A 25,529-nucleotide genomic window follows, 5' to 3' on the forward strand; every position below is an offset into this window, starting at 1 on the left:
CAATAGGCTGCCCGGCGGGTTTACGCCATTAGGTTTTTGGTTGGGTTATATCGGCATGGTCAGCCGTTCAGGAAATAAACTCACAACGGCACGAAAATGATTCATGGCGTTAATTAGCGCCCGTTTCTCTTCGGTCGTCAGCTCGCTGATATCGCACTCATGACGGGCGACGGGTAATCTCGCCAGGAAAAAGATGGCGGCCAGCGCCCTGCTGTTCTCCTCAAAACAGGGATCGCGCTTATCGCGCAGCTCGGCCATAAACCGTGCCAGCTCTTTTCCGCTATCGCTCCCGTATCGGGCGCGCAGTTCAGCGACGTGGTTAAGCCCGTTAAGACGTGCTCCCACGCTAAGAGGAACCTTTGCATGGGCAGCTTCTATCGCCATATCTCCCCTCGCATAAATTCACGCACGCTAATGTGCTGAAAACGCTCATAGCACGGCATTTTCCGCCGTTTGATGATTGCGATTTCACAAACCATGCTGCAAAATTCCCATTTTGATAATGTCTGCAATCATTAGCCTCTGTTTGCCAACTTCTGCCGCTGATTGCTCGAATATGCAATGATATTAATACCCAATTGAGTATTAGTAAACACCCAAAGGAATATATTTTGATACTGGATTCTCAAGTGAATAATGAAGAGTTACTCGATAGAATCTGTCAGGTATATGGTTTCACGCAGAAAATCCAGCTGGCCCGGCACTTTAATATCGCCGCCAGCTCGCTTCAGAACCGCTACGCGCGCGGTACCATCTCTTACGACTTCGCGGTTCAGTGCGCGCTGGACACCGGTGCCAGCCTGCGCTGGCTGATGACCGGGCAAGGTGCGCAGTTTGAAGGTAACCCCGCATCGGGCGATCCGGTTTCAGTTTCGGCATTCACACTCAGTGATGGTAAGCTGGAAGAAAATACCATTTTGAGCATCGATGCCAGTTTCTTTAGCAAACCGCTGGCTCGCGGCATCGCTGTTCGGGCGGAGGGAAAGCTTCACTTTATCGAAAAAGAGGCGTCTTTAACCGACGGCCTTTGGCTGGTCGAGATTGAAGGCACCGCCAGCATCCGCGACTTAACGCTGTTACCGGGCAAAAAACTTCACGTAGCGGGCGGTAAAGTTCCATTTGAGTGCGGTATCAACGAGATAAAAACGGTGGGTCGCGTGGTGGGGATCTACAGCGAGGTTATTTAAGGGACAGAGCAGGAAACAGTGAAAACGAAGCCATTTTGCGTATTCGCTTTCCTGCTCATATCTCATACCTCACAAAGTGCAAATCTAAAGAAATCCCCCATCGCGCCGATCATCATCCGTGTGTATTATTTCCTGTAGCTTTTACAACAACTACCCTTAACTCAAATACTTAAGCGCCAAAGCGAAAGGCATCATGAGCACACCGATCAAACGGCTAGAAATCATTAAAAATGCCATTGAACTGGAAGATGACGACATCATCCAGAGCCAGCTGACACGCCTGAAAAATGAAGCGTTTGACGATGAGCTACAGGCAATCGTCGTGGCGCTTGAGGAAAAGAACTATACCTCGGCCATGGCGGCCATAACCGCCTGGCTGCAGGGCCAACGCGCCGTGACCCAGTGGCGTGACCCACAGGTAGCCGCCAGCAAGCTGGAGCTGAAGGCGCTGGAAGAGCGTCTGCGCGATCTGATTGACCGCCGCAACGCGCGCGTGCAGCAGCTTGATGAGTTCAACGATCTCTATTTCTCCCGCCTCGGACCGCTGATGCAGCAGATCCTCGCCCTGCGTAAAACGCTGGCGGAGCTGAACCTGCGTCGTCAGCAGGCGGAGGCACGTCGTCGCGAGGAGGATTATCGCCGCTGTCAGCGCTATATGGCGCAGGCGGTGGAGGTGCTGGCGACGCTTACCCAGCGCTGGCGCGATCTCCCGGCTGACTCCGTCCAGGCCGCTCAGGCGCGTAAGCATCTGGAGCAGCAAAGCAATCTGATTGCCAACCTGCTGGCCGAAGCGCTCGAACTGGAAAGCGGCTTAACGCGCGAAGAAGAGCCCGCGCGTCAGGCGCGCGACGAGGCCAACGAAGAGTACGAGAAGTATCGCGAACAGCATCACGATGCCGAAGTGCGGCTGCGCAAGGGCAAGCATCTCTCGGAAGAAGATCAGAACGAACTCAAGCGCCTCTGGCGGCAGGCGAGCAAGCTCTGCCATCCGGATCTGGTGGCGGACGATCTGAAAGAAGAAGCCAACAACATGATGGTGCAGCTCAACCAGGCGAAGCAGCGCGGCGACGTGAAAGCCATTCGTTCGCTGGTGGCCCGCCTGCACCAGGGGTTCGAGCCATTGATGGCGAGCGACAGGCTGAACGATCTGGAGCGTATCCGCAAAAAAATGGCGCAGGTCCGCGAGCAAATCGACACCTTAGTGAACGAGCTGGCGGAGCTGGAAAAAGAGGAATCCTGGCTGCTGGTCTCGTCGCTGAGCAATATGGAAGCGTACTTTGCTCAGCAGGAGAAAGCGCTAAAAGAGGTATGCGCCTCGCTCGAACACCAGGTTAACGAAGCGCAGATGGATTCGGCAGCCTGATTATTTAGCGTGCCAGTATGCGCTGGCACGCACCAGCTGTGGGTCAATCGCGTCGGTTTCAAACTGACGGCTCAGGCGTTTCACCACCTTCCCTTCTCCGGTCAGCCAGATAAAGTAATCCTCCTCCGGCATGGCCAGCGCCGCCAGACGGTCAGCCACCGCCTGCTCGCTGTGGCCCACCGCCCAGGTGATGTTGTAATCACTCAGGTGCGCCAGATAGTCCTTATAAGATTCGTCACCTACGGTCACCACCGCGTGAATCTCCGGACAAACCGGCAGTTTAGCAACGCTCTCTAAACGTCGACGCAGCGCCGGCATGCCGGACTCGTCGCACACGTACAGCTGCCAGGCGTAATCCTCCGGCACTACCAGCGAACCGCGCGGACCGCCGATCGTCAACCTGTCGCCCACCTTCGCCTCGACTGCCCAGCCGCTGGCAATCCCGCCGTCATGAATGAAGAAATCGAGCGTCAGCTCATGATTTGCCTCATCGTACAGCGGCGTATAGTCGCGCGCCTGTGGACGTACGCCGTCGCCCCAGTCGATGCCTTCATCGGTGACCTTCGGCGGGACAAACGTGGTGCCAGGTGCAGGGAAAAAGACTTTGGTGTGGTCGTCGAAGCCGCGGGAGCTAAAGCCCTCCAGCGCCTCGCCGCCTAAAACAATGCGCTGAAAGCCTGCGCTAACGCGCTCAACGCGGCGCACCGTCAGCTCGCGAAAGCGCAGGTCATTACGCACGCGCTGTGGGTAACGGGTAGATGCCATTTTTAGCCTCTTATCTGATGAATACGATATATCGGAATTGATTTTTAAATGATAATGATTACTAATCAGTAAAAAAGCAAGATTTTTTAGATTGCATCTGAATATATCTTAGATATAGTTTAGATATATCAAATTAAGAGACATAACATGCGACATGAACACGACGGCGGTGGACGCCGACCGCGCTTTTTCGGCCACGGCGACCTGCGACTGGTGATTCTGGATATCCTGACCCGCAGCGCCAGCCACGGCTATGAGCTGATCAAAGAGATCGAGAACCTGACCCAGGGGAACTACACGCCGAGCCCCGGCGTGATCTACCCGACGCTGGATTACCTGCAGGATCAAACCTTTATCACCATTACGGAAGAAGAGAGCGGTCGTAAGAAGATTGCGATTACCGCTGAAGGACAACGCTGGCTGGACGAAAACCGGGAACAGCTGGAACAGATCCAGGTGCGTATTAAGGCGCGCAGCGTCGGCTTTGAACTGCGCAAAAACCCGCAGATGAAGCGGGCGCTGAATAATTTTAAAGCGGTGTTAGACCTGAAGGTAAATCAGGGAGAGCTCAGCGACGCGCAGCTCAAGCAGATTATTGGCATAATCGACCGCGCGGCGCTGGAGATCTCCCAGCTGGATTAAGCCGGCGCGTGCTCGCTCACTCGGAATACGCGTACCAGCTCTTTCAGGTGCATCGCCTGCTCGTTAAGGGATGCCGCCGCCGCGACGGACTCCTCCACCAGCGCAGAGTTCTGCTGGGTGGTGGCATCAATCAGGCCAATCGCGCTGTTGATCTGCGAGATCCCCTCCGTCTGCTCGTGGCTGGCCTGGCGGATCTCGCGCAGGATCGTGTCCATCTCCTCCACGTTGCCGACCATGCCGTTGATCAACGCGCTCGCTTTTTCCACCAGATTCATCCCGTCCTGGGTCTGGCTGGTGGAGCTCTCGATCAGCTCGCGAATTTCACTGGCAGACGACGCGCTCTTCTGGGCAAGCTGGCGCACTTCCCCCGCCGCGACCGTGCTCACCGGCACGGGCGGCTTCCACCGCTGCGTTGAGCGCCAGAATGTTGGTCTGGAACGCAATGGCGTCGATCAGGTCGATAATGTCGGACATCCGGTTCGACGTCTCGTTAATCAGGCGCATTTTGCTGGTCACCTGCTTCATCATCTCCCCGTTGTTTTTGACCACCGTGGCGGCATCTGCAGAGAGATTAGTCGCTTCCCCGGTGTGCGAGGCGGTGTTTTTCACCGTCGCGGTGATCTGCTCCATCGAGGCGGCGGTCTGTTCAACGGAACTTGCCTGCTCCTCAGTGCGCGCGGCAAGATCCTGGTTACCGGCGACAATCTGCGCGGCTGCGCTGGAGATATTCTCCGAGCCCGTTTGCACCTGCTGCACAATATCCAGCAGGCGGTTTTTCATCTCCATCAGCGCGTGCAGCAATAGGCCCGTTTCGTCTTTGCCGTGCGGCGTGATGCTGCCCGTCAGGTCGCCCTCTGAAATGGCATTGGCAAAATTCACCGCCTCGCCGAGTGGGCGGGTAATAGCGCGCACGATAAACCAGCCAATCAGGCTGCCAGCGGCGACGCTAAAGAGGGTGATCAGGATCAGCAGCAGTCGGCTGGACCTGAAGTCTCCTTCCACCTGCGCCCCCGCGCTCTGCATCTCATGGTTCTGAATCGCAATCAGCTCCTGCACTTTAGCTTTATAGGCCTGCTGCACGGTGAGGGTATGGGTCATCATCTCCTGGATAGCACCCGCACGGTCATTATTCTGCACCGCCTGCAAAATGCGATAGCGCGAGTCCAGATATTGCTGACGCACGTCGCGGATCTCGGCAAGGACCTGCTGCGATTTCGGGTCCTGCAACACCGTATTCAGCTCGCCCAAAATCACCGTGATATGCTCGCTGATCTCTTTAAGATGCTGCTGCGACTGTGCCGTGTACGTTCCCTGTTCATCCAGCAGCATGAGCTGCTGAGTGCTAATAAATTCCTGGAAGTTGTCGATTAACTGGTTCGCTTTTACCGTGGTGGGATAATCATGGGTAATGATGGATTGCATCCCGTTGTTAGCCCGGTTCAGGCTCAGTAAAGACATACTGGCGCTGATCACCATCAGGACAATAAAGAATCCAAACGCCAGAAATAATTTCGTGCCGATCTTTACGTCATGTAAGAACATATTTTCTCCATCGATGTGATTATTTCTCAGACGATCGCTGTTATCGGTAACGAATCCGCTAACTTTATGACTTTGATCGTTTTTTTATTTCATAACCATCACAATGGATAGGTAGAGGCTATTAATTCCGCCCCATCGATCGTTACCAGACCACCAGAACAGGGTTTTGCAAAATAGCATCGGGGAAAACTGACTTAGGCAGGGATAAATAACTGAGACACTTTCTTTAGTTATTTAATATCTCATTAACAATAAAAAACATTAATAGTCACAACCACAAATAAAAAAGCCGTTTATTCCTTACGGTATAAACGACTTTTCCGGAACATTACTGGCTCAATGGAGCACCGTCACCGCATCCTTAAGACGCCCGGCGCGGTGTTTCACCATGGCAGAGATGTGCGCGCTCTCCTCGACCAGGTCGGCATTTTTTTGCGTAATGCTGTCCAGTTCCGCCACCGCGCGGGTTAGCTCTGACAGCCCGGTCGCCTGTTCGGACGTCGAGTGGCTGATCTGCGCGATGAGCTGCGTGACGTTTTTCACCTGCTCGACAATGTCATCCATCGTGCGGCCTGCGGCGTGCACCTGCTCCGAGCCGGACTGTACCCTGCTGGCGCTGGCATCAATCAGCTTGCGGATATCGTTAGCCGCATTCGCGCTGCGGCTGGCAAGGTGGCGAACTTCCCCCGCGACCACGGCAAAGCCTTTCCCCTGCTCGCCGGCTCTTGCCGCTTCAACGGCCGCATTCAGCGCCAGGATATTGGTCTGGAAAGCGATGTCGTTAATCAGGGAGGTAATCGAGCCGATGCGCTGCGTGCTATCGGCGATGTCATCCATCGTTTTCACCACGGTCTGCATCGCGTTGCCGCCTTTCGTCGCCGCGCTGCTCGTGGCGACGGAGAGTTTGTCCACTTCGGCGGCGGTTTCTGAGTTGCTCTGAACGGAAGCGGCCATCTGGTTCATCGTTGCGACGGTCTGCTGCACGTTCGCCACGGTCTGACGCGTACGATCGTTCAGCGCTTCGTTCCCCTGCGCCAGCCTGTCGCTGCCGTCACGGACGCTCATCACCTGGCTTGAGACGTCATTGATGAGCCAGCGGCACATCAGCCCCAGCTGTCCTACCGCGCGCAGGGTCAGCCCCAGCTCGTCGCTGCGGTTCAGATGCTGCACGCTGTTGCGCTCGCCGGTCGCCACCTTCAGCGCCTGATGCGCGACGTTTTCGATCGGGCGGACAATCTGTTGCTCAAACAGCAGCGTTCCCAGCAGCGTTACCATGGCGGCCGCGGCGAGCGGCACCCAGCCTGCGGAGGTGGTCACCAGGGCAGCGGCAAGCGCGGCAAAGAGCGCCGCCATCACGCTGCGTACGCGCCAGCGTAGCGGCATGGAAGGAAGTTTACCCAACCAGCCCTTACGCACCACCAGTCCTTTTTGGATGCGTTTTTTACAGCTCCCGTTATTCAGCGCCCGGTAGAGCGGCTCTACGGCAGCGATCTCTTCCTCCGTGGCTTTGGTGCGGATCGACATATATCCCGTCACCTGCCCATTCCGCACCATCGGTACCGCATTCGCGCGCACCCAGTAATGATCGCCATTCTTACGTCGGTTTTTGACAATGCCGCTCCACGGCTCACCCTGCTGCAGGGTGTACCACATATCGGCAAACGCCGCTTTTGGCATGTCGGGATGGCGCACCAGATTGTGCGGCTGGCCCATCAGCTCATCAAGCTGATAGCCGCTCACCTGCACAAAGGTGTCGTTTGCATGGGTCATATAGCTGTGGACGTCGGTGGTCGACATTAAGGTGGTGTCATCGTCCAGAGGATAATTATTCTGGGTAACACAGGAAGGTGAAGACATGACGGGCATTCCTTGCAGGTTATTCGAATGTTAATTTTGTGGTTTATTGTTTTTTCGGCGGTAAACAATTTATCTTTAGTTGTTAAACTTGATGGAGATCGCAGATTTCACTTAAACCGCACTTTTTGTGAGATTTTATAATTCATTGATTCCAAATACTTTCGTAAAGAAATTACCTATAAAGCATGACCTGTTAACGCCCACTTAAGCCGCAAGCCATGCACTCCTTTAGTGCAATTGCCTTTTTGTGCACCTGAGAATGCGGGTTGCCCTGTACCCCTAAATCCCGTTTCGATTGCTCCGGCATGATTAAATATTGCGCAACATAATTTTAACCTGGCGTTTATCCCGATTTTCGTTAAGTCATCTGAAGTGGCGTAATCCCTGCAATACTTAACTCAGTATCATGTGATACGCGATCCCCGGGAGCATATTTTGAACAGGTTACCTTCCAGCGCCTCGGCTCTTGCCTGTACCGCGCACGCACTGAATCTCATTGAGAAGCGAACGCTCGATCATGAGGAGATGAAACAACTTAACCGAGAGGTCATTGATTACTTTAAAGAGCATGTGAATCCTGGTTTTCTGGAGTATCGCAAATCTGTTACCGCCGGCGGGGATTACGGAGCCGTAGAGTGGCAAGCGGGAAGTCTCAACACGCTTGTCGACACCCAGGGACAGGAGTTTATAGATTGCCTGGGTGGTTTCGGTATCTTTAACGTGGGGCACCGTAATCCAGTAGTGGTTTCCGCCGTACAGAATCAACTTGCGAAACAACCTCTCCATAGTCAGGAACTGCTCGACCCGCTTCGCGCCATGCTCGCGAAAACGCTGGCGGCCTTAACGCCCGGCAAGCTGAAATACAGCTTCTTCAGCAACAGCGGCACCGAGTCGGTCGAGGCGGCGATCAAGCTCGCCAAGGCGTACCAGTCGCCACGCGGGAAATTCACCTTTATCGCCACCAGCGGCGCGTTCCACGGGAAATCCCTGGGGGCACTGTCTGCGACCGCCAAATCCACCTTCCGCAAACCGTTTATGCCGCTGCTGCCGGGCTTCCGCCACGTGCCGTTCGGCGACATTAACGCCATGCGCACCGTGCTGAGCGAATGCCGTAAAACCGGCGATGACGTGGCGGCGGTGATCCTCGAGCCGATTCAGGGTGAAGGCGGCGTGATTTTGCCTCCACAAGGCTACCTGCCCGCCGTGCGTCAGCTGTGCGATGAGTTTGGCGCGCTGCTGATCCTCGACGAAGTGCAGACCGGGATGGGGCGCACCGGTAGGATGTTTGCCTGCGAGCACGAGAACGTTCAGCCGGACATTCTGTGCCTGGCGAAAGCGTTGGGCGGCGGCGTGATGCCGATTGGCGCGACGGTAGCTACCGAAGAGGTTTTCTCGGTGCTGTTCGACAATCCGTTCCTGCACACCACCACCTTTGGCGGTAACCCGCTGGCCTGTGCGGCGGCGCTGGCCACCATCAACGTGCTGCTGGAGCAAAACCTGCCCGCGCAGGCGGAGCAGAAAGGCGACATGCTGCTGGACGGCTTCCGCCAGCTGGGCCGGGAATATCCGGACCTGGTACAGGAAGCGCGCGGCAAAGGGATGCTGATGGCAATCGAGTTTGTCGACAATGAAATCGGCTACAGCTTCGCGAGCGAGATGTTTCGCCAGCGGGTGCTGGTAGCCGGCACGCTCAACAACTCGAAAACCATCCGCATTGAGCCACCGCTGACGCTGACGATTGAGCAGTGTGAGCAGGTGCTGAAAGCGGCGCGCAAGGCGCTGGCGGCGCTGCGAGTGAGCGTGGAGGAAGCGTGAAATACGCCGGGTGGCGCTACGCTTACCCGGCCTAAAAAATCAACACAACCCCGTACCCGCAGGCCCGGTAAGCGTTAGCGCCACCGGGCAAATCCGCTACTCCGGCAACAGCCCCACAAAACTGCGTTTCTTACGCGGCTCCGACATCAGCTCCTCAAGCTTGTCCACGCACGCCAGATAGTGCGGGGTTTGCTTATGCGCCAGCACCGCCGCTTCGTCTTTGTAGGCCTCGTAGATAAAGAACCGGGTTTTCACCCTCGGGTCCTGCAACACGTCAAAGCGCAGGTTTCCCGGCTCCCTGATGGACCCCTCGTGGTTGGCGCGAAACACCTCCAGAAACTCGTCCACCCGCTCGGGCTTGATGTTAATCTCAACCAGCGTCACGTTCATTTTGCTTCTCCCTGTTTCTCTTCCTGCCAGAACTGGAACGCCTCCCGGGCGCTCACGTTCTCGTGAACCACTTTTTTCACCGCTTTCAGCATGGCGAGCGGCGCGCTGGACTGGAAGATATTGCGTCCCATGTCCACGCCGGACGCCCCCTGATCAATCGCCCGCCAGCACATCTCCAGCGCCTCGAGCTCCGGCAGCTTTTTGCCCCCGGCGATCACAATAGGCACCGGGCAGCTGGCGGTCACTTTTTCAAAGCCCTCGTCCACGTAGTAGGTTTTGACGAACTGCGCCCCCATTTCGGCGGCGATGCGGCTGGCGAGCGAGAAGTAGCGCGCGTCGCGGGCCATCTCCTTGCCGACGCCCGTTACCGCCAGCGTTGGCATGCCGTAGCGTGCCCCTGCATCGACAAGCTTGATGATGTTGTTGATAGACTGATGCTCAAACTCGCTTCCGATATACACCTGCGCCGCCACCGCGCAGACGTTCAGGCGCAGGGCATCCTCCATCGCCACCGCCACGCACTCGTTCGAGAGTTCCCCCAGAATGGAGTTACCGCCGGAGGCGCGCAGCACCACCGGTTTGTTTGTCGCGGCGGGCACCTGGCTCCTGAGAATGCCGCGGGTACACATCAGCACGTCGGTTTCACCGAACAGCGGCGCAATGGAGAGATCGATACGCTCAAGGCCGGTGGTCGGCCCCTGAAAGTAGCCGTGGTCAAAGGCCAGCATTACCGTGCGGTTGCTCTTCGGGTTAAAGATGCGCGCCAGGCGGGACTGCATGCCCCAGTCCAGCGAGCCGCAGCCCTTGAGCGTGAACGGCACATTCTGCTGCGGCGTGCCGATGCCAAAATCCTTGCCGTCTTTGATGTCGTCTAAATCAGCCATTTGCTCCCCCGTCAGAAATCGTATTTGCTGATGTTCTCTTTGGTGAACACCACCCGCTCCGGCAGCAGCACGATGCCGTTGCCCTTCGCCTCATACTGATAGCCCTGCACGCTGTTCGGCTCCACCTTCAGCGCGCCGATACCTTTTACGTCCACGCTGTCGCCAGGGTTAAGATCGCCCTTTTTCAGCAGACGATCGGCGACATTGACCGCAATTTTGCCCTGTTGTACGACATCCCACAGGCCGAAGGCTTTCACCGTCCCGCGCTCAACGTATGGACGCATGACGTTCGGCGTGCTGAAGCCGACAATCGCCACCCCTTCCCGCTTCAGGTTTTCCGCCGCCTGCGCCGCCGCCGGCAGGGCGTTGGCGTCCGGCGCGATGATCGCGTCCAGATCCGGATACGCTTTTAAGATCCCCTCGGCGGTCTGCAGAGATTTGGTGGCGTCGTTATAGCCAAACTGGGTGGTCACGACCTGCCACTGGGGGTGATCTTTCTCGATTTTGGCCTTCGCCTCTTTCACCCACTGGTTCTGGTCGGTGACGGTTGGGCTGGAGTAGAAGAACGCCACTTTGGCATTCGGCTTGGTGACCTGTTTGCCCGCCATCTCCACCAGCAGGCCGCCGAGCTGTTCCGGCGTCCCCTGGTTGATATAAATGCTGCGGCACTCCGGTTTGGTGTCGGAATCCCAGGTCAGTACCTTCACGCCGCGCTGCATCGCGCGCTTCAGCGCCGGGCAGAGACCATCCGGCGACACGGCGGAGACGATAATGGCGTTATAGCCTTGGTTGACGAAGTTGTTGATGAGCTGCACCTGGCCGGAAACGCTCGGCTCTGTCGGGCCGTCGTAGGTCACGTCCACGCCAAGATCTTTCCCCGCCTCTTTCGCGCCGTTGCCGCCGCTGGTGAAGAAACCCACGCCCACCAGCTTGGGGATAAAGGCAATGCGGTCCGCCGCCTGCGCCGAAGCGAAGCTGAGGGCCATTGCCAGGACGAGCAGTTTTGTTTTCATCTTACGCTCCGGATAGTTTTCTGAAGAGAGATCGCACCCATTCGCGGTGCAGACTTAGCGAACGTCCCATCACCACCACAACCAGCAGCGCCCCAGACAGCGCGCTCGACACCTGGTTGGGGATGCCGACCATCTGTAATCCCTGCTGGAGATACCCCACCAGCAGCGCCGCCAGCGCCGTACCCAGCACCGACCCTGAACCCCCGTAAATATTTGCCCCGCCGAGTACGGCGGCGGTGAGCGCGGGCATCAGCAAATCGCGCCCCAGATCCGAACGCGCAGAGCCGAAATAGGAGACCATCACCAGCGCGGCCACCGCCGACGCCACGCCGACCAGACCGTACAGCGCGTAGGGCATGCCGTTCACCGACAGCGCCGCATAGCGCGCCGCGCGCGGATTCTGGCCGATTAAAAACAGATGGCGGCCAAAGCGCCCGCGATGGGTAATCAGCCAGAAAAAGGCTGTAATCACCGCGAACAGCACCAGCGGGATCGGCAGCCCCAGCACCGTGAGGTTAGCGAACGCGGTAAAGCTGTCCGGGAAGCCGCCGATGCCCTCGTAGCCCGTCGCCCCCGCTATGCCGGAGAGCAGTAACGCACCGCCGCCGTAGAGGTAGAGCGTGCCGAGGGTAATGACTAAAGGGCTGATGCCGGTGTAGTGGATCAGCGCCGCATTCACCAGCCCACACAGCAGGCCAAGCAGCAGCGTCAGCGGAACGGCGATCGTCATGGGCCACCCCGCCTGCATCATCACCCCCAGCGCGATGGCGCACAGGCCGATGGTGGAGCCCAGCGAAATGTCGATCCCGCCACTGATAATCACCAGCGTCAGCGGCAGCGCCACGATGCCGATGCAGATGAAATCGCTGGTGCTGAACAGCAGCATGTTAACGTCGAGCATGCGCGGGTTGATGGCGCCGAAGAGCAGGATCTCCAGCATCAGCAATATCAGCAGCGCGCTTTCCCAGTTGAGCCTCATTTACGCCACCTCTTTGTTGCGTTTGGGAAAGGGGGTGACGTGCTTTCCCCCTCTGTTGCCAGGCTGGAACCGGCCGTACTTCAGCGCCCGCTGATGGCGTGACAGCGCCTGGCGCAGCCGCCCGTCGAGCACCAGCACGCCCAGCAGCACCAGCCCGGCGATAAAGTCGTTCCACCACGCCGGTAGCCTGAACAGCACCAGCACGGTGTCGATTTGGGTAAGGAAGAACGCGCCGAGGAACGCACCGACCAGCGTGCCGGTGCCGCCCAGCAGCGAAATGCCGCCGAGCACGCAGGCGGCAATGGCCTTCATCTCCAGCCCGCTGCCGGTCTGGTTGGGCACAAAGCCGATCTGCGCGGCAAAGACAATCCCGGCGCAGGCCGCCAGCATGCCGTTGAGGGTGAAGGCGATCATGCGCGTGCGGTTCACCGCCACGCCCAGCTGGCGCGCGGCGGCGAGGTTATCCCCCACCGCGTAAAAATCACGCCCGAACGAGGCGCGCGATAGCCCCCACGCGCCAACGACAACGAGAATCAACACTCCCACGCCGAGCGGTGAAATGCCGATGGCGGCAGGCTCGGAGAGAGATTTCAGCCCCGGCGGCAGCCCTTCAATCCACTTTCCGCCCGTCCAGAGCAGCATCGCTCCGCGGTACAGCCCCAGCGTGCCGAGGGTGGCGACAATCGCCGGAATGCGCAGCCCCACCACCAGAAAACCGTTGAACGCCCCCGCCAGCGCGCCAATCGACAGCGCAAAAAGTATCGATACCGGCAGGCTGTAGCCACCGTTGAGCGCCACGCCGACGGCAATGGCGGACAGCCCGACGGTCGAGCCCACGGAGACGTCGATATTGCGGGTCAGCATCACCAGCGCCGCACCGATGGCCAGCAGGATCAGGATCTGCGCGCTGGCGAAGATCATCCCCAGCGTTTGCAGGCTGAAGTAGGACGGATTCAGCGCCACCAGCACGGCGAACAGCGCCAGAATGGCAAGAAACGCGCTCAGCTCGCGGTTTTTGAGTAAGATCTTCATGATTGTCCTCCAAACGCCAGCGCCATCATCCGATCGAGACTGACGGCGTGGCGCGGCAGCTCGCCGCTGAGTACGCCCTGATGCATCACCAGCACGCGGTCCGCAAGGCCGGGAAATTCATCGAGATCGCTTGAGATCATCAGCACCGCAACATTCTGCGCCGCCACGCTTTTAATGAGCTGGTAGATATCGGCGCGCGCCGACACGTCCACGCCGCGCGTCGGCTCATCGACGATCAGCAACAAAGGATTGGCCTCCAGACAGCGCGCCAGCAGCACCTTCTGCTGGTTGCCGCCGGAGAGCGTGCGCACGGTTTGATCCGCATGATTGAGCTTGATCCCCAGCGCCCGGTGATAGCGCTCCACCACCGCAGACTCCCGCTTTCGCTGCTGCCAGAGCGACGGCTCGTTCAGCGCCACCGTGTTCCAGCGGACAGGCGCGTCGAGAAACAGGCCGGACACCTGCCTGTCTTCCGGCAGATAAACCAACCCTTTTTCCAGACGTGAACCCACCGGATCGGAGGTGATCTCCCGGCTCTCCAGCCACACCCGCCCGCCGCGTACGGGACGCAGGCCGTAGAGCGTTTCGGCAAACTCGGTGCGCCCGGATCCGACCAGTCCGGCAAGGCCGACGATCTCCCCGGCGTAAATCTCCAGGCTGAGATCGATAAAGCCCTCTCCGGTGAGATCTTCCACGCGCAGCACCGGAAAATCCTGCGGCTGGGTGCGGCGGTTTCCCGGCAGCGCCAGCCACAGCTTTTGCGCATCGCTAAAGCCTTTCTCGCGGCTGACCGGCGTCATGGCGGCGATCAGGGCGCTGTCGTCAAACTGGGCGGTTTCGCCGCTGAGCACCACCGCGCCGTCGCGCATCACCGAAACGTGGCTCGACAGCGTGCGGATTTCCGGCAGCTTATGCGAGATAAAGACAATCCCGACGCCGAGCGCCTGTAAGGCGCGGATCTGGCGAAACAGCCGTTCGGTTTCGCCGGGCGTCAGCGAGGCCGTGGGCTCGTCGAGGATCAGAATTCTGGCGTTGCGCATCAGCCCGCGCAGGATCTCAACCATCTGCTGGTCCGCCACTTCCAGGGTGCTGGCCGTTGCGTCGAGATTAAGCTGACATTGCAGCTGCTGGAGTTTCTCCGCCAGCCGCTTTTCCCGATCGCGCTCTCGCGGCAGGCGGAACAGGATGTTTTCCCGCACGGTCAGGTTGGGGAAAAGCAGAGGCTCCTGCGGTACCAGATAAATGCCTAACCGGTGCGCCTGCGCCGGGGTAAGCCGTGCAAAAGACTCGCCCGCAACCGAAAGTTCACCGCTATCCGGCGTTTCCACCCCAGCGATGATCTTCATTAGCGTCGATTTTCCCGCGCCGTTACCGCCCATCAGCGCGTGCACCTGCCCCGCAAGCAGCGTGAAATCAATGCCTTTTAAGACCGGCACGCCTGAGAACTGCTTGCTGATATTTCGCGCGTTGAGAAGTGGTGTCATCATCGCTCCGCTATTGAACAAATGATTTTTAGATTTAATAATGTTCAAAAGCGTAGACGGTGAACTATATTTACAACCGTGCAGGGATCACAGTTTTATCGATTGAGATTCAGATTAACCAGAAACGATCTAAATGATCCGTTTTGCCGCGTAGCTCACATTTTCACGCCGCGCCATTACGAACATATGATCTAAATTTTTATAAGAGTTCAATTATGAGCGATAAACGCACTGCGGAAGAAGGACGGTTTGCCGGGCTGGCGCTGGCGGAAGAGGAGCTGGTGGCGCGCGTCGCCTGGTGCTACTACCACGACGGGCTGACCCAGAATGATATCGGCGAACGGCTCGGTCTGCCGCGCCTGAAGATCTCCCGCCTGCTGGAGAAAGGCCGCCAGTCGGGGGTGATCCGCGTGCAGATCAACTCCCGCTACGAGGGCTGCCTGTCGCTGGAAACCGAGCTACAGCAGCGCTTTGGCCTGAAGCTGGTGCGCGTGATGCCTGCCCTAAATACCCCGCCGATGAACGTGCGGCTGGGCATTGGCGCGGCGCAGTCGCTGATGGGCGTGCTGGAGCCCGGCCAGCTGCTGGCGGTGGGGTTCGGTGAAACCACCATGAGCAGCCTGCAACACTTAAGCGGCTTTATCAGCTCGCAGCAGATCCGCCTCGTGACGCTTTCCGGCGGCGTGGGGCCGTATATGACCGGTATCGGCCAGCTGGATGCGGCCTGTAGCGTCAGCATGATCCCCGCCCCGCTTCGCGTTTCATCTGCGGAAGTCGCCGGGATCTTAAAGCGCGAAACCAGCGTTCGGGACGTGATCCTCGCCGCGACCGCCGCTGACGTGGCGGTGGTCGGCATTGGTTCCGTGAACCAGCGACGTGACGCGACGATACTGCGCTCCGGCTATATCAGCGAAGGTGAACAGCTGATGTACGCCCGTAAAGGGGCGGTAGGCGATATCCTCGGTTATTTCCTTAACGCCGAAGGGGAATGCGTCGAGGAGCTGGAGATCCATAAAGAATTACTCGGCGTCACGCTCGATGAACTGGCGCAGCTGCCCACCATCGTCGGCGTGGCCGGAGGGGAAGAGAAAGCCGATGCGATTTATGCCGCACTGAAAGGTCGCCGTATTAATGGCCTGGTGACGGAAGAGACGACAGCCCGCGCGGTGCTGGCTCTGGCCGAATAAGAGTCGCCCTGCGCTAACATCGAGGCAAGCTCATGAGTTACCTTTTAGCGTTAGATGCAGGGACAGGCAGCGTTCGCGCCGTAATTTTCGATTTGCAGGGCAACCAGATTGCCGTCGGCCAGGCCGAGTGGAAGCACCTGAGCGTGGAGAACGTGCCGGGGTCGATGGAGTTCGATCTCGACACCAACTGGCAGCTGGCCTGCCGGTGCATTCAGCAGGCGCTGGAGCGCGCGCGCCTGAGCGCGGCGGATATTCAGTCCGTCGCCTGCTGTTCGATGCGCGAAGGGATCGTGCTGTACGACCGCAGCGGCGAGGCCATCTGGGCCTGCGCCAACGTTGACGCCCGCGCCAGCCGCGAGGTGGCTGAACTCAAAGAGATCCACGACTACCGTTTTGAATCCGAAGTGTATGACGTTTCCGGGCAGACGCTTGCCCTTAGCGCCATGCCGCGCCTGCTCTGGCTGGCGCATCATCGCCCGGATATTTATCGTAAGGCCGCCACTATCACCATGATCAGCGACTGGCTGGCGGCAAAGCTCTCCGGCGAGCTGGCGGTCGATCCGTCTAACGCGGGCACCACCGGCATGCTGGATCTCTTTTCACGCGACTGGCGTCCAGCGCTGCTCGACATGGCCGGGCTGCGCGCCGATATTCTCTCGCCGGTAAAAGAGACCGGCACCGTGCTGGGGGCCATCACGAAAGAAGCCGCACAGCAGAGCGGTTTACGCGAGGGCACGCCGGTAGTGATGGGCGGCGGCGACGTGCAGCTGGGCTGCCTGGGGCTGGGCGTGGTCCGCGCCGGACAAACGGCGGTGCTGGGCGGCACCTTCTGGCAGCAGGTGGTTAACCTGCCGCAGGTGCGCACCGACCCCGAGATGAACATCCGCGTAAACCCGCACGTTATCCCCGGCATGGCACAGGCGGAGTCGATCAGCTTCTTTACCGGGCTGACCATGCGCTGGTTCCGCGACGCCTTTTGTGCCGAAGAGAAGCTGATTGCCGAGCGGATGGGGATGGACACCTATTCCCTGCTGGAAGAGATGGCGGGCCGCGTACCCGCTGGCTCCCACGGTGTAATGCCAATCTTCTCCGACGCGATGCATTTCAAGCAGTGGTACCACGCCGCGCCGTCGTTTATTAACCTCTCCATCGACCCGGAAAAGTGCAACAAAGCGACGCTGTTCCGCGCCCTGGAGGAGAACGCGGCAATCGTCTCGGCCTGTAACCTGACGCAGATTTCACGCTTCTCCGGCGTGACGTTTGATAGCCTGGTGTTTGCGGGCGGCGGCGCAAAGGGCGCCCTGTGGAGCCAGATTTTAAGCGACGTCACCGGCCTGCCGGTGCGCGTGCCGGAAGTCAAAGAGGCAACGGCGCTCGGCTGCGCCATTGCCGCCGGAACGGGTGCGGGGCTGTTTGCGGATATGGCCTCGACGGGCGAGCAGCTGGTGAAGTGGAGCCGCGAGTTTACGCCAAACCCGCAGCACCGGGAGCTGTACGACGGCATGATGGAGAAGTGGCAGGCGGTGTACGCGGATCAGCTCGGGCTGGTGGACAGCGGGCTGACCACGTCGATGTGGCAGGCGCCGGGGTTAGCGCGGGCAGCGACGCCGTAAATAACGCCGGATGGCGCTGCGCTTATCCGTCCTGGGGTTTTGTAGCCCCGGTAAGCGTAGCGCTACCGGGGAAGTTCTTTGAGATCTATCACAATCATTCGATCCCGCTTTTACCTTTCTGCTGCCGCTGGCTAAATTAGTAACTCATCCGACCACATAACAATAATTTTACACTGGAAGAGACTATGAGCCGCTACCCGTCGCTATTCGCCCCCCTCGAGCTGGGGTTTACCACCCTCAAAAACCGCGTGTTAATGGGCTCGATGCACACCGGGCTGGAAGAGCGTCCGGACGGAGCCGAGCGCCTGGCAGCCTTCTATGCCGAGCGCGCCCGCCACGGGGTGGCGCTGATTGTCACCGGCGGCGTAGCCCCTGCCCCTTCAGGCGTGACGATGGAGGGCGGCGCAGTTCTGAATGATGCGACACAGCTGCCGCATCACCGCATTGTCACGGACGCGGTGCATAACGAAGGCGGCAAAATCGCCCTGCAAATTCTGCATACCGGGCGCTACAGCTATCAGCCAAAGCTGGTTGCGCCATCGGCTATTCAGGCGCCGATTAACCGCTTTACCCCTCACGCCCTCAGCCACGACGAGATCCTGGCGCTGATCGACGATTTTGCCCGCTGCGCCGCGCTGGCGCGTGAGGCGGGCTACGACGGTGTGGAGGTGATGGGCTCTGAAGGCTATCTGATTAACGAATTCCTCGCCGCCCGCACCAACCAGCGCGACGACGAATGGGGCGGTGACTATGCCCGCCGGATGCGCTTTGCCGTGGAGGTGGTGCGCGCGGTGCGCGAACGTGCGGGCGCGGACTTTATTATTATCTTCCGCCTGTCGATGCTCGACCTGGTGGAGGGCGGCGGCACGTTCGACGAAACCGTGCAGCTGGCGCAGGCGATTGAAGCCGCAGGTGCCACCATCATCAACACCGGGATTGGCTGGCACGAAGCGCGCATCCCGACCATCGCCACGCCGGTGCCGCGCGCGGCGTTCAGTTGGGTAACGCGCAAGCTGAAAGGCAAAGTCTCCGTTCCGCTGGTAACGACGAATCGCATTAACGACCCGCAGGTGGCGGACGATGTGATCTCACGCGGCGACGCCGATATGGTCTCAATGGCGCGTCCGTTCCTCGCGGATGCCGAACTGCTCTCTAAAGCGCAAAGCGGCCGTGCGGATGAGATCAACACCTGCATCGGCTGTAACCAGGCCTGTCTGGATCAGATCTTCGCCGGCAAAGTCACCTCATGCCTGGTGAACCCCCGCGCCTGCCATGAAACCAAAATGCCGGTGGTTGCGACGGTCAATAAAAAACGCCTGGCCGTGGTGGGCGCTGGCCCCGCTGGGCTGGCGTTTGCGGTGAATGCCGCCTCACGCGGGCACAGCGTGACGCTGTTTGATGCCGCCGGTGAAATTGGCGGGCAGTTTAATATCGCCAAACAGATCCCCGGCAAAGAGGAGTTCTATGAAACCCTGCGCTACTACCGCCGGATGATCGATCTGACGGGTGTTGATCTGCGGCTTAACCAGCTTGTCAGCGCGGCGGATCTGATCGGTTTCGACGAGGTGATCCTGGCGAGCGGGATCGCACCGCGCACGCCTGCAATCGAGGGTATCGATCATCCGAAGGTGTTGAGCTATCTGGACGTATTGCGTGACAAAGCGCCCGTTGGCGAGAAGGTGGCGATTATCGGCTGCGGCGGGATCGGCTTTGATACCGCGATGTATTTAAGCCAGCCGGGCGAGGCCACCAGCCAGAACATCGCCGAGTTTTGCGTAGAATGGGGCATTGATACCAGCCTGAGCCAGTCCGGCGGATTACGGCCGGAAGGGCCGCAGCTGCCGAAAAGCCCGCGCCAGATCGTGATGCTCCAGCGTAAGGCCAGCAAGCCGGGTGAAGGGCTGGGCAAAACCACGGGCTGGATCCACCGCGCCACCCTGCTCTCGCGCGGAGTGAAGATGATCCCGGGGGTGAGCTACCAGAAGATCGACGACGACGGGCTGCATGTGCTGATCGGTGGTGAACCGCAGCTGCTGCGCGTGGATCATGTGATTTTGTGCGCCGGACAGGAGCCAAAGCGCGATCTGGCCGATCCGCTGCGCGAAGCGGGTAAAACGGTGCATTTGATCGGCGGGTGCGACGTGGCGATGGAGCTGGATGCGCGGCGGGCGATTGCGCAGGGCACCCAGCTTGCACTGGTTATTTAGCGACGGCGACCCAGCTTCACCGCTTTCAGCACCACAAACTTGTTATTGGTCGCAATGGTGACGCAGTTGCCGAAAATCTTCTTCAGCTTGTGGAAGTAGTCCAGGTGGCGGTTCGCCACGATATACAGCTCGCCGTTGATTTTCAGGCAGCGGCGAGCGTGGTGGAACATCTCCCACGCGACGTTATCCGTCAGGGCGTGCTTCTGGTGGAACGGCGGGTTGCAGAACACGGCGTTGAAGCGGAAAGGCTCAACGCCGGAGAGCGCGTTGTTGATCATAAATTCGCAGCGATCCACCGCTTCCGGCATGTTGGTTTCTACGTTCAGACGGCTGGAGGCCACCGCCATCGGCGACTCGTCGCTGAACACCACGCTGGCTTCCGGATTCTTCGCCAGCAGCGTCAGGCCAATCACGCCATTGCCGCAGCCCAGATCGACAATCTCCCCTTCCAGGTTTTCCGGCAGATGCTCCATAAAGAAACGCGCCCCAATATCCAGCCCGGTGCGGGAGAAAACGTTCGCATGGTTATGGATGGTCCAGTCGGTGCCTTCCAGTTTCCAGCTCAGCGTCTCCGGCGCGTCGGCCAGCTCCGGTGCGCTGAAGGTGCAGTTGATCAGGCGCGCTTTTTTCCAGGCAAGCGTGGTAGTGGTCGGGCCGAGGACCTTCTCGAACAGCTCCAGCGTCGACGTGTGAATATCGCGCGCTTTGGCACCCGCAATGATCCGGGTTTCCGGCGTGACGACTTTGCGCAGCGCGCGCAGCTGCTGTTCCAGCAGCGCCATGGTTTTTGGCACCTTGATCAATACCACGCCCGGCGCCTGCGGGTAGTCCGCGGTGCTGTCGAGGAACTTCACGCTGGACTCGTCGATGTCGTTATGGCGCAGGTTTTCACGCGTCGCCAGTTCGCTCAGGTAGGAATCGCCAATGCTGTACGGCGTGTGCTCTGCCAGGGCGCAGCCCAGGGCACCAAACGCGTCATTCAGGATCAGAACCGGGCCGCGGATTTCAGTCTCATCCAACTGCTGCAGCAGATATTCATCCGCCGCTTCCCACGCCTGAAGCGGGTTTACGTCGTCCGTTTCCGGGAAACGTTTAAGGTTGAGTGAACGGAAACCGTTGTCTAAGTGGCTCATCGGCCCTCCTGAATGGTAAAATTTGGCGTATCCCTGAAAAGGGTGCGTGAGTATACCCGTTTTCGCATTAATTTGGGCTTTTGATGAACCAACTTACTTATCTCCAGGGCTACCCGGAGCATTTACTGACTCAGGTTCGCAGCCTGATTGCCGAGCAGAAGCTCGGCGCGGTGCTGGAAAAACGCTATCCCGGCACGCACGATTTCGCGACCGATAAGGCCCTCTGGCAGTATACGCAGGATCTGAAAAGCCGGTATCTGAAGAGCGCGCCGCCGATCAACAAGGTGATGTACGACAACAAGATCCACGTGCTGAAAAACGCGCTCGGCCTGCACACCGCCATCTCCCGCGTGCAGGGCGGCAAGCTGAAGGCTAAGGCGGAGATCCGCGTGGCGACGGTGTTTCGTAACGCGCCGGAAGCCTTTCTGCGGATGATCGTGGTGCATGAGCTGGCGCACCTGAAAGAGAAAGAGCACGACAAAGCGTTCTATTCCCTGTGCTGCCACATGGAGCCGCAGTATCACCAGCTGGAGTTTGATACCCGCCTGTGGCTTACGCATTTATCGTTAAATGGTAATGCGGAATAGCGCACTGGTTTTGCAATAATCCCGTGCTACAGTGGCTAAAGGTTCCCCGCTACGGAGTACGTAAACGTTTATGATACGTTTCGCAGTCATTGGAACGAACTGGATCACGCGCCAGTTCGTCGACGCCGCCCACGAAACCGGCAAACTTAAACTCACTGCAGTCTATTCCCGCAGCCTTGAGCAGGCGCAGAGCTTTGCTAACGACTACCTCGTCGAGCATCTCTTCACCTCTCTGGATGAAATGGCGCAAAGCGACGCCATTGACGCGGTTTATATCGCCAGCCCGAACTCCCTGCACTTCCCGCAAACGGCGCTGTTTCTCGGCCATAAAAAGCACGTAATTTGCGAGAAGCCGCTGGCCTCGAATATTGAGGAAGTGGAAGCGGCCATTGCGCTTGCCCGCGAAAACCAGGTGGTGCTGTTCGAAGCGTTCAAAACCGCCAGCCTGCCGAATTTCCTTCTGCTGCAGCAGTCCCTGCCGAAAATTGGCAAAGTGCGCAAAGCCTTTATCAACTACTGCCAGTATTCGTCGCGCTATCAGCGCTATCTGGACGGCGAGAATCCGAATACCTTTAACCCGGTCTTCTCAAACGGCTCGATTATGGATATCGGTTTTTACTGCCTGGCCTCTGCCGTAGCGCTGTGGGGCGAGCCGCACGGCGTTACGGCCACCGCCAGCCTGCTGGAGAGCGGCGTGGATGCACACGGTTTGGTGGTGCTGGATTACGGTGATTTTAGCGTCACGCTGCAGCACTCCAAGGTGAGCGATTCCGTGTTGCCGAGCGAAATTCAGGGCGAAGCCGGCTCGCTGGTTATCGAGAAAATCTCCGAGTGCCAGAAGGTGAGCTTCGTGCCGCGTGGCGGCAAAGCGCAGGAACTGACGCAGCCTCAGCATATTAACACTATGCTCTATGAGGCAGAGGTCTTCGCCCGTCTGGTGGAAGACAACGAAGTGAATCACCCAGGCCTTGCGGTAAGCCGCACCACGGCGAAGCTGCAAACCGAGATCCGCCGTCAGACCGGCGTGGTGTTCCCGGCAGACGGCGTGAGCGCGGAAGCGATCGCGTAAAGCTGTGTAATGAAACGGCGCAGGCCATTGACGAAACCGATGGTCTGACATATTTTGTTACCTGCAAAGGGGAGTAACTTCTTCGCCGGTGGATCGTCATTACGATGCGTGCAATACCGCATCCGGTCGCCGGGCAACCCTCGTGGTTGTAAGTGAGACCTTGCCGGAAGGCGAGGTCTATGCATAAAAAGCTAACGGCTATCGTCTTCTGACCATGGCCGTTTTTGTTTTTTATGTGTAAGGAAAATAGTATGCATTCTGTCGGCACTCCAATGCTGTGGGGCGGATTCGCGGTTGTCGTGCTCATCATGCTGGCGATCGACCTCTTTTTGCAGGGTCGTCGCGGCGAGCACGGCATGAGCGTTAAGCAGGCCGCCGTCTGGTCGCTGGTCTGGGTTACCCTCTCACTCCTCTTTTGCGCCGCCTTCTGGTGGTATCTGGCCTCGACTGAAGGCCGCGCGGTGGCCGATCCTCAGGCGCTCGCCTTCCTCACCGGTTATCTGATTGAAAAAGCCCTGGCGGTTGATAACGTCTTTGTCTGGCTGATGCTGTTCAGCTACTTTGCTGTGCCTGCAGCCCTGCAGCGCCGCGTGCTGGTCTACGGCGTACTGGGTGCCATCATCCTGCGTACCATCATGATTTTCGCTGGCAGCTGGCTAATTACCCAGTTCGAATGGCTGCTGTACGTGTTCGGCGCGTTCCTGCTGTTTACCGGGGTCAAGATGGCGCTGGCAAAAGAAGACGATACCGGTATCGGCGATAAGCCGCTGGTGAAGTGGATCCGCGGCCATCTGCGCATGACGGACAAGATCGAGAGCGAACACTTCTTCGTGCGTAAGAACGGTCTGCTGTTTGCCACCCCGCTGCTGCTGGTGCTGATTCTGGTCGAGCTGAGCGACGTGATTTTCGCGGTAGACAGCATCCCGGCAATCTTCGCGGTGACGACCGATCCGTTCATCGTGCTGACCTCTAACCTGTTTGCGATCCTCGGTCTGCGTGCCATGTATTTCCTGCTGGCAGGCGCGGCAGAGCGCTTCTCGATGCTGAAGTACGGCCTGTCGGTGATCCTGGTGTTTATCGGTATCAAAATGCTGATCGTCGATTTCTACCACATCCCGATCGCCATTTCGCTCGGCGTGGTGTTCGGCATTCTGCTGGTGACGCTGGTTATCAATACCTGGGTTAACCGCCAGCACGATAAGAAGCAGCAGGCTTAGTGCTTTTTGCCCGGTGGCGTTGCGCTTACCGGGCATTTTTCGTTAATCAATAGTTAAAAAACATGACGCAACACGTAAAATCCAGCATTTTACGCTTCCCTCCGCAGACACTTTCCCTATACTCGACCAGGCAAACATTTACTTACATCCGGACATAAATGTGACTAAGAGCACAGCCGGGATGGAACGCAATTTCACTTAAGGAACACTCATGACGATATCCTCATCGGGCCTGCTTGCGCGCCTGTCGCGCGGCAGCCTTGTTAAGCAAATACTGATTGGACTGGTGCTCGGCGTCGCGCTGGCACTGATCTCAAAACCTGCCGCCGAAGCCACTGGCCTGCTGGGCACGCTGTTCGTCGGCGCGCTGAAAGCGGTCGCGCCGGTTCTGGTTTTAACGCTGGTGATGGCCTCAATCGCCAACCACCAGCAGGGGCAGAAAACCAATATTCGCCCGATTCTGTGGATGTATCTGCTGGGTACATTCTCAGCCGCGCTGACGGCGGTTGTCGTTAGCTTTATTTTCCCGTCCACGCTGCAGTTGACCACTGGCGCCACCGACATCACGCCGCCCGCGGGTATTGTTGAGGTGATGCACGGCCTGCTGATGAGTATTGTCGCCAACCCGATCCATGCCCTAATTAACGCGAACTACATCGGGATCCTGGTATGGGCCGTCGGCCTCGGCTTCGCTCTGCGCCACAGCAACGACACGACCAAAAACCTGGTTATCGATCTTTCTCACGCCGTCACGTTTATCGTGACGGTGGTCATCCGCTTTGCGCCGATTGGTATTTTCGGTCTGGTAGCATCCACGCTGGCAACCACCGGTTTCGGCGCGCTGTGGGGCTATGCGCAGCTGCTGCTGGTGCTGGTTGGCTGTATGGCCGTCGTGGCACTGGTGATTAATCCGCTGCTAGTGTTCCTGCAGATCCGACGTAATCCTTACCCGCTGGTGCTGATGTGCCTGCGCGAAAGCGGCGTGACCGCTTTCTTCACCCGCAGCTCGGCGGCAAACATTCCGGTCAACATGTCCCTGTGTGAGAAGCTGAATCTGGACCGCGATACTTACTCCGTCTCCATTCCGCTGGGCGCGACCGTCAACATGGCGGGAGCGGCTATCACCATCACGGTGCTGACGCTGGCCGCGGTGAATACGCTGGGTATTCCGGTGGATCTGCCCACCGCGCTGCTGCTGAGCGTGGTGGCCTCGCTGTGTGCCTGCGGCGCATCCGGCGTGGCGGGCGGTTCCCTGCTGCTTATCCCGCTGGCGTGTAATATGTTCGGCATCCCGAACGAGATCGCCATGCAGGTGGTTGCGGTGGGCTTTATCATCGGCGTATTGCAGGACTCCTGCGAAACCGCGATCAACTCCTCCACCGACGTGATGTTTACCGCCGCCGTGTGCCAGGCGGAAGACGCGCGTTTAGCGAAGAACGCCCTGCGAGGTTAACAGCAAAACGGCAACCCTGAGGTTGCCGTTTTTAATGTTTGTACCCTCTCCCCGTGGGAGAGGGTCAGGGTGAGGGCATCAGGCCGCACCGATTAAAGTTCAGTAGGTCG

The 25,529-nt window shown here is 58.6% G+C and carries 21 protein-coding genes and 1 pseudogene; 11 read left to right on the top strand and 11 right to left on the bottom strand.

Annotation, left to right across the window (positions count from 1 at the left end; translation table 11 throughout):
• Positions 1 to 45 precede the first annotated feature (45 nt).
• A complete protein-coding gene (locus ACMWL8_RS08680; RefSeq protein ID WP_045260128.1) occupies positions 46 to 384 on the bottom strand; it encodes a DUF5347 domain-containing protein in 339 nt (112 codons plus the stop codon).
• Between the two features lie 227 nt (positions 385 to 611).
• Between ACMWL8_RS08680 and ACMWL8_RS08685 the strand changes: the two genes are divergently transcribed.
• Both ACMWL8_RS08685 and ACMWL8_RS08690 read left to right on the top strand, forming a co-directional pair.
• Positions 612 to 1,187 (top strand): phage repressor protein CI, encoded by a 576-nt coding sequence (locus tag ACMWL8_RS08685; RefSeq protein WP_041908019.1) that lies wholly within the window; start codon positions 612 to 614, stop codon positions 1,185 to 1,187.
• Positions 1,188 to 1,380: 193 nt separating this feature from the next.
• Positions 1,381 to 2,550, top strand: a complete 1,170-nt coding sequence (locus ACMWL8_RS08690; protein WP_045260127.1) for a DNA repair protein — start codon at positions 1,381 to 1,383, stop codon at positions 2,548 to 2,550.
• On the opposite strand, the gene ACMWL8_RS08695 is transcribed toward ACMWL8_RS08690, so the two are convergent.
• Positions 2,551 to 3,315, bottom strand: coding sequence for a siderophore-interacting protein (locus ACMWL8_RS08695; protein WP_045260126.1), 765 nt, complete (start codon positions 3,313 to 3,315; stop codon positions 2,551 to 2,553). It lies immediately after the preceding gene.
• Between the two features lie 147 nt (positions 3,316 to 3,462).
• Here ACMWL8_RS08695 and ACMWL8_RS08700 point away from each other — a divergent pair, with 147 nt between their 5' ends.
• A complete protein-coding gene (locus tag ACMWL8_RS08700; RefSeq protein ID WP_045260125.1) occupies positions 3,463 to 3,957 on the top strand; it encodes a PadR family transcriptional regulator in 495 nt (164 codons plus the stop codon).
• On the opposite strand, the pseudogene ACMWL8_RS08705 reads toward ACMWL8_RS08700, so the two are convergent.
• Both ACMWL8_RS08705 and ACMWL8_RS08710 read right to left on the bottom strand, forming a co-directional pair.
• Positions 3,954 to 5,499: pseudogene (locus ACMWL8_RS08705) on the bottom strand (methyl-accepting chemotaxis protein). The gene ACMWL8_RS08700 and the pseudogene ACMWL8_RS08705 sit on opposite strands and share 4 nt — an antisense overlap.
• A gap of 336 nt (positions 5,500 to 5,835) precedes the next feature.
• The gene (locus tag ACMWL8_RS08710) at positions 5,836 to 7,356 is read right to left on the bottom strand and encodes a methyl-accepting chemotaxis protein (protein ID WP_414751578.1); all 1,521 of its coding nucleotides are present in this window, start codon (positions 7,354 to 7,356) and stop codon (positions 5,836 to 5,838) included.
• A 435-nt stretch (positions 7,357 to 7,791) separates the two neighbouring features.
• On the opposite strand from ACMWL8_RS08710, the gene ygjG reads away from it, so the two are divergent.
• On the top strand, positions 7,792 to 9,171 hold the full coding sequence (gene ygjG / locus ACMWL8_RS08715) for a putrescine aminotransferase (protein ID WP_052682963.1): 1,380 nt from the start codon (positions 7,792 to 7,794) through the stop codon (positions 9,169 to 9,171).
• 96 nt (positions 9,172 to 9,267) lie between these two features.
• Here ygjG and lsrG read toward each other — a convergent pair whose 3' ends face one another.
• Genes lsrG through lsrA form a run of 6 tightly spaced genes read right to left on the bottom strand, consistent with a single transcriptional unit; the run spans position 9,268 to position 14,953 of the window.
• Positions 9,268 to 9,561 carry a (4S)-4-hydroxy-5-phosphonooxypentane-2,3-dione isomerase gene (gene lsrG, locus ACMWL8_RS08720; RefSeq protein WP_045260122.1) on the bottom strand — a complete coding sequence of 98 codons (294 nt, stop codon included), beginning with the start codon at positions 9,559 to 9,561 and terminating at the stop codon, positions 9,268 to 9,270.
• Positions 9,558 to 10,445, bottom strand: a complete 888-nt coding sequence (gene lsrF / locus ACMWL8_RS08725; RefSeq protein ID WP_045260121.1) for a 3-hydroxy-5-phosphonooxypentane-2,4-dione thiolase — start codon at positions 10,443 to 10,445, stop codon at positions 9,558 to 9,560. The genes lsrG and lsrF overlap by 4 nt, the downstream gene beginning before the upstream one ends.
• Positions 10,446 to 10,456: 11 nt before the next feature.
• Positions 10,457 to 11,458, bottom strand: a complete 1,002-nt coding sequence (lsrB, locus tag ACMWL8_RS08730; protein ID WP_045260120.1) for an autoinducer 2 ABC transporter substrate-binding protein LsrB — start codon at positions 11,456 to 11,458, stop codon at positions 10,457 to 10,459.
• Position 11,459: 1 nt separating this feature from the next.
• Positions 11,460 to 12,437, bottom strand: coding sequence for an autoinducer 2 ABC transporter permease LsrD (gene lsrD / locus ACMWL8_RS08735; protein ID WP_045260119.1), 978 nt, complete (start codon positions 12,435 to 12,437; stop codon positions 11,460 to 11,462).
• Positions 12,438 to 13,469 carry an autoinducer 2 ABC transporter permease LsrC gene (gene lsrC / locus ACMWL8_RS08740; protein ID WP_045260118.1) on the bottom strand — a complete coding sequence of 344 codons (1,032 nt, stop codon included), beginning with the start codon at positions 13,467 to 13,469 and terminating at the stop codon, positions 12,438 to 12,440. It lies immediately after the preceding gene.
• Entirely contained in the window at positions 13,466 to 14,953 is a 1,488-nt protein-coding gene (gene lsrA / locus ACMWL8_RS08745) for an autoinducer 2 ABC transporter ATP-binding protein LsrA (RefSeq protein ID WP_045260117.1), read from the bottom strand. The genes lsrC and lsrA overlap by 4 nt, the downstream gene beginning before the upstream one ends.
• A 215-nt stretch (positions 14,954 to 15,168) precedes the next feature.
• Here lsrA and lsrR point away from each other — a divergent pair, with 215 nt between their 5' ends.
• The 3 genes from lsrR to ACMWL8_RS08760 all read left to right on the top strand — a co-directional run bounded on the left by lsrR (position 15,169) and on the right by ACMWL8_RS08760 (position 19,960).
• A complete protein-coding gene (gene lsrR, locus ACMWL8_RS08750) occupies positions 15,169 to 16,140 on the top strand; it encodes a transcriptional regulator LsrR (RefSeq protein WP_045260116.1) in 972 nt (323 codons plus the stop codon).
• A 32-nt stretch (positions 16,141 to 16,172) separates the two neighbouring features.
• Positions 16,173 to 17,753: an autoinducer-2 kinase gene (lsrK, locus tag ACMWL8_RS08755; RefSeq protein ID WP_045260115.1), complete on the top strand. Its 1,581-nt coding sequence runs from the start codon at positions 16,173 to 16,175 to the stop codon at positions 17,751 to 17,753.
• Between the two features lie 185 nt (positions 17,754 to 17,938).
• Positions 17,939 to 19,960, top strand: a complete 2,022-nt coding sequence (locus ACMWL8_RS08760) for an NADPH-dependent 2,4-dienoyl-CoA reductase (RefSeq protein WP_045260114.1) — start codon at positions 17,939 to 17,941, stop codon at positions 19,958 to 19,960.
• On the opposite strand, the gene rlmG is transcribed toward ACMWL8_RS08760, so the two are convergent.
• Positions 19,957 to 21,093, bottom strand: a complete 1,137-nt coding sequence (rlmG, locus tag ACMWL8_RS08765; protein WP_028014499.1) for a 23S rRNA (guanine(1835)-N(2))-methyltransferase RlmG — start codon at positions 21,091 to 21,093, stop codon at positions 19,957 to 19,959. The genes ACMWL8_RS08760 and rlmG overlap by 4 nt on opposite strands.
• A gap of 83 nt (positions 21,094 to 21,176) precedes the next feature.
• Between rlmG and ACMWL8_RS08770 the strand changes: the two genes are divergently transcribed.
• From ACMWL8_RS08770 to sstT, 4 genes are all read left to right on the top strand, one after another.
• Complete coding sequence (locus ACMWL8_RS08770; RefSeq protein ID WP_023333531.1) at positions 21,177 to 21,680, top strand: YgjP-like metallopeptidase domain-containing protein; 504 nt, start codon at positions 21,177 to 21,179, stop codon at positions 21,678 to 21,680.
• A gap of 70 nt (positions 21,681 to 21,750) precedes the next feature.
• The gene (locus tag ACMWL8_RS08775; protein WP_045260113.1) at positions 21,751 to 22,749 is read left to right on the top strand and encodes a Gfo/Idh/MocA family protein; all 999 of its coding nucleotides are present in this window, start codon (positions 21,751 to 21,753) and stop codon (positions 22,747 to 22,749) included.
• A 251-nt stretch (positions 22,750 to 23,000) separates the two neighbouring features.
• Entirely contained in the window at positions 23,001 to 23,966 is a 966-nt protein-coding gene (locus ACMWL8_RS08780) for a TerC family protein (protein ID WP_028014501.1), read from the top strand.
• 211 nt (positions 23,967 to 24,177) lie between these two features.
• The gene (sstT, locus tag ACMWL8_RS08785; RefSeq protein ID WP_045260112.1) at positions 24,178 to 25,419 is read left to right on the top strand and encodes a serine/threonine transporter SstT; all 1,242 of its coding nucleotides are present in this window, start codon (positions 24,178 to 24,180) and stop codon (positions 25,417 to 25,419) included.
• Positions 25,420 to 25,529: the final 110 nt, after the last annotated feature.

The organism is Enterobacter sp. 04-C-12-SI-ECC, assembly GCF_047530715.1.
Taxonomy (GTDB): Bacteria; Pseudomonadota; Gammaproteobacteria; order Enterobacterales; family Enterobacteriaceae; genus Enterobacter; species Enterobacter bugandensis.

Bases quoted from the DNA above. Each gene is read 5' to 3' on its own strand.
- ACMWL8_RS08695 (WP_045260126.1), bottom strand. From the start codon at position 3,315: ATGGCATCTACCCGTTACCCACAGCGCGTGCGTAATGACCTGCGCTTT.
- ACMWL8_RS08700 (WP_045260125.1), top strand. From the start codon at position 3,463: ATGCGACATGAACACGACGGCGGTGGACGCCGACCGCGCTTTTTCGGC.
- sstT (WP_045260112.1), top strand. From the start codon at position 24,178: ATGACGATATCCTCATCGGGCCTGCTTGCGCGCCTGTCGCGCGGCAGC.
- ACMWL8_RS08770 (WP_023333531.1), top strand. From the start codon at position 21,177: ATGAACCAACTTACTTATCTCCAGGGCTACCCGGAGCATTTACTGACT.
- ACMWL8_RS08760 (WP_045260114.1), top strand. From the start codon at position 17,939: ATGAGCCGCTACCCGTCGCTATTCGCCCCCCTCGAGCTGGGGTTTACC.
- lsrR (WP_045260116.1), top strand. From the start codon at position 15,169: ATGAGCGATAAACGCACTGCGGAAGAAGGACGGTTTGCCGGGCTGGCG.
- lsrB (WP_045260120.1), bottom strand. From the start codon at position 11,458: ATGAAAACAAAACTGCTCGTCCTGGCAATGGCCCTCAGCTTCGCTTCG.
- ACMWL8_RS08780 (WP_028014501.1), top strand. From the start codon at position 23,001: ATGCATTCTGTCGGCACTCCAATGCTGTGGGGCGGATTCGCGGTTGTC.
- lsrA (WP_045260117.1), bottom strand. From the start codon at position 14,953: ATGACACCACTTCTCAACGCGCGAAATATCAGCAAGCAGTTCTCAGGC.
- lsrC (WP_045260118.1), bottom strand. From the start codon at position 13,469: ATGAAGATCTTACTCAAAAACCGCGAGCTGAGCGCGTTTCTTGCCATT.
- lsrG (WP_045260122.1), bottom strand. From the start codon at position 9,561: ATGAACGTGACGCTGGTTGAGATTAACATCAAGCCCGAGCGGGTGGAC.
- ACMWL8_RS08680 (WP_045260128.1), bottom strand. From the start codon at position 384: ATGGCGATAGAAGCTGCCCATGCAAAGGTTCCTCTTAGCGTGGGAGCA.
- lsrF (WP_045260121.1), bottom strand. From the start codon at position 10,445: ATGGCTGATTTAGACGACATCAAAGACGGCAAGGATTTTGGCATCGGC.
- lsrK (WP_045260115.1), top strand. From the start codon at position 16,173: ATGAGTTACCTTTTAGCGTTAGATGCAGGGACAGGCAGCGTTCGCGCC.
- ACMWL8_RS08710 (WP_414751578.1), bottom strand. From the start codon at position 7,356: ATGTCTTCACCTTCCTGTGTTACCCAGAATAATTATCCTCTGGACGAT.
- ACMWL8_RS08775 (WP_045260113.1), top strand. From the start codon at position 21,751: ATGATACGTTTCGCAGTCATTGGAACGAACTGGATCACGCGCCAGTTC.
- lsrD (WP_045260119.1), bottom strand. From the start codon at position 12,437: ATGAGGCTCAACTGGGAAAGCGCGCTGCTGATATTGCTGATGCTGGAG.
- ACMWL8_RS08690 (WP_045260127.1), top strand. From the start codon at position 1,381: ATGAGCACACCGATCAAACGGCTAGAAATCATTAAAAATGCCATTGAA.
- rlmG (WP_028014499.1), bottom strand. From the start codon at position 21,093: ATGAGCCACTTAGACAACGGTTTCCGTTCACTCAACCTTAAACGTTTC.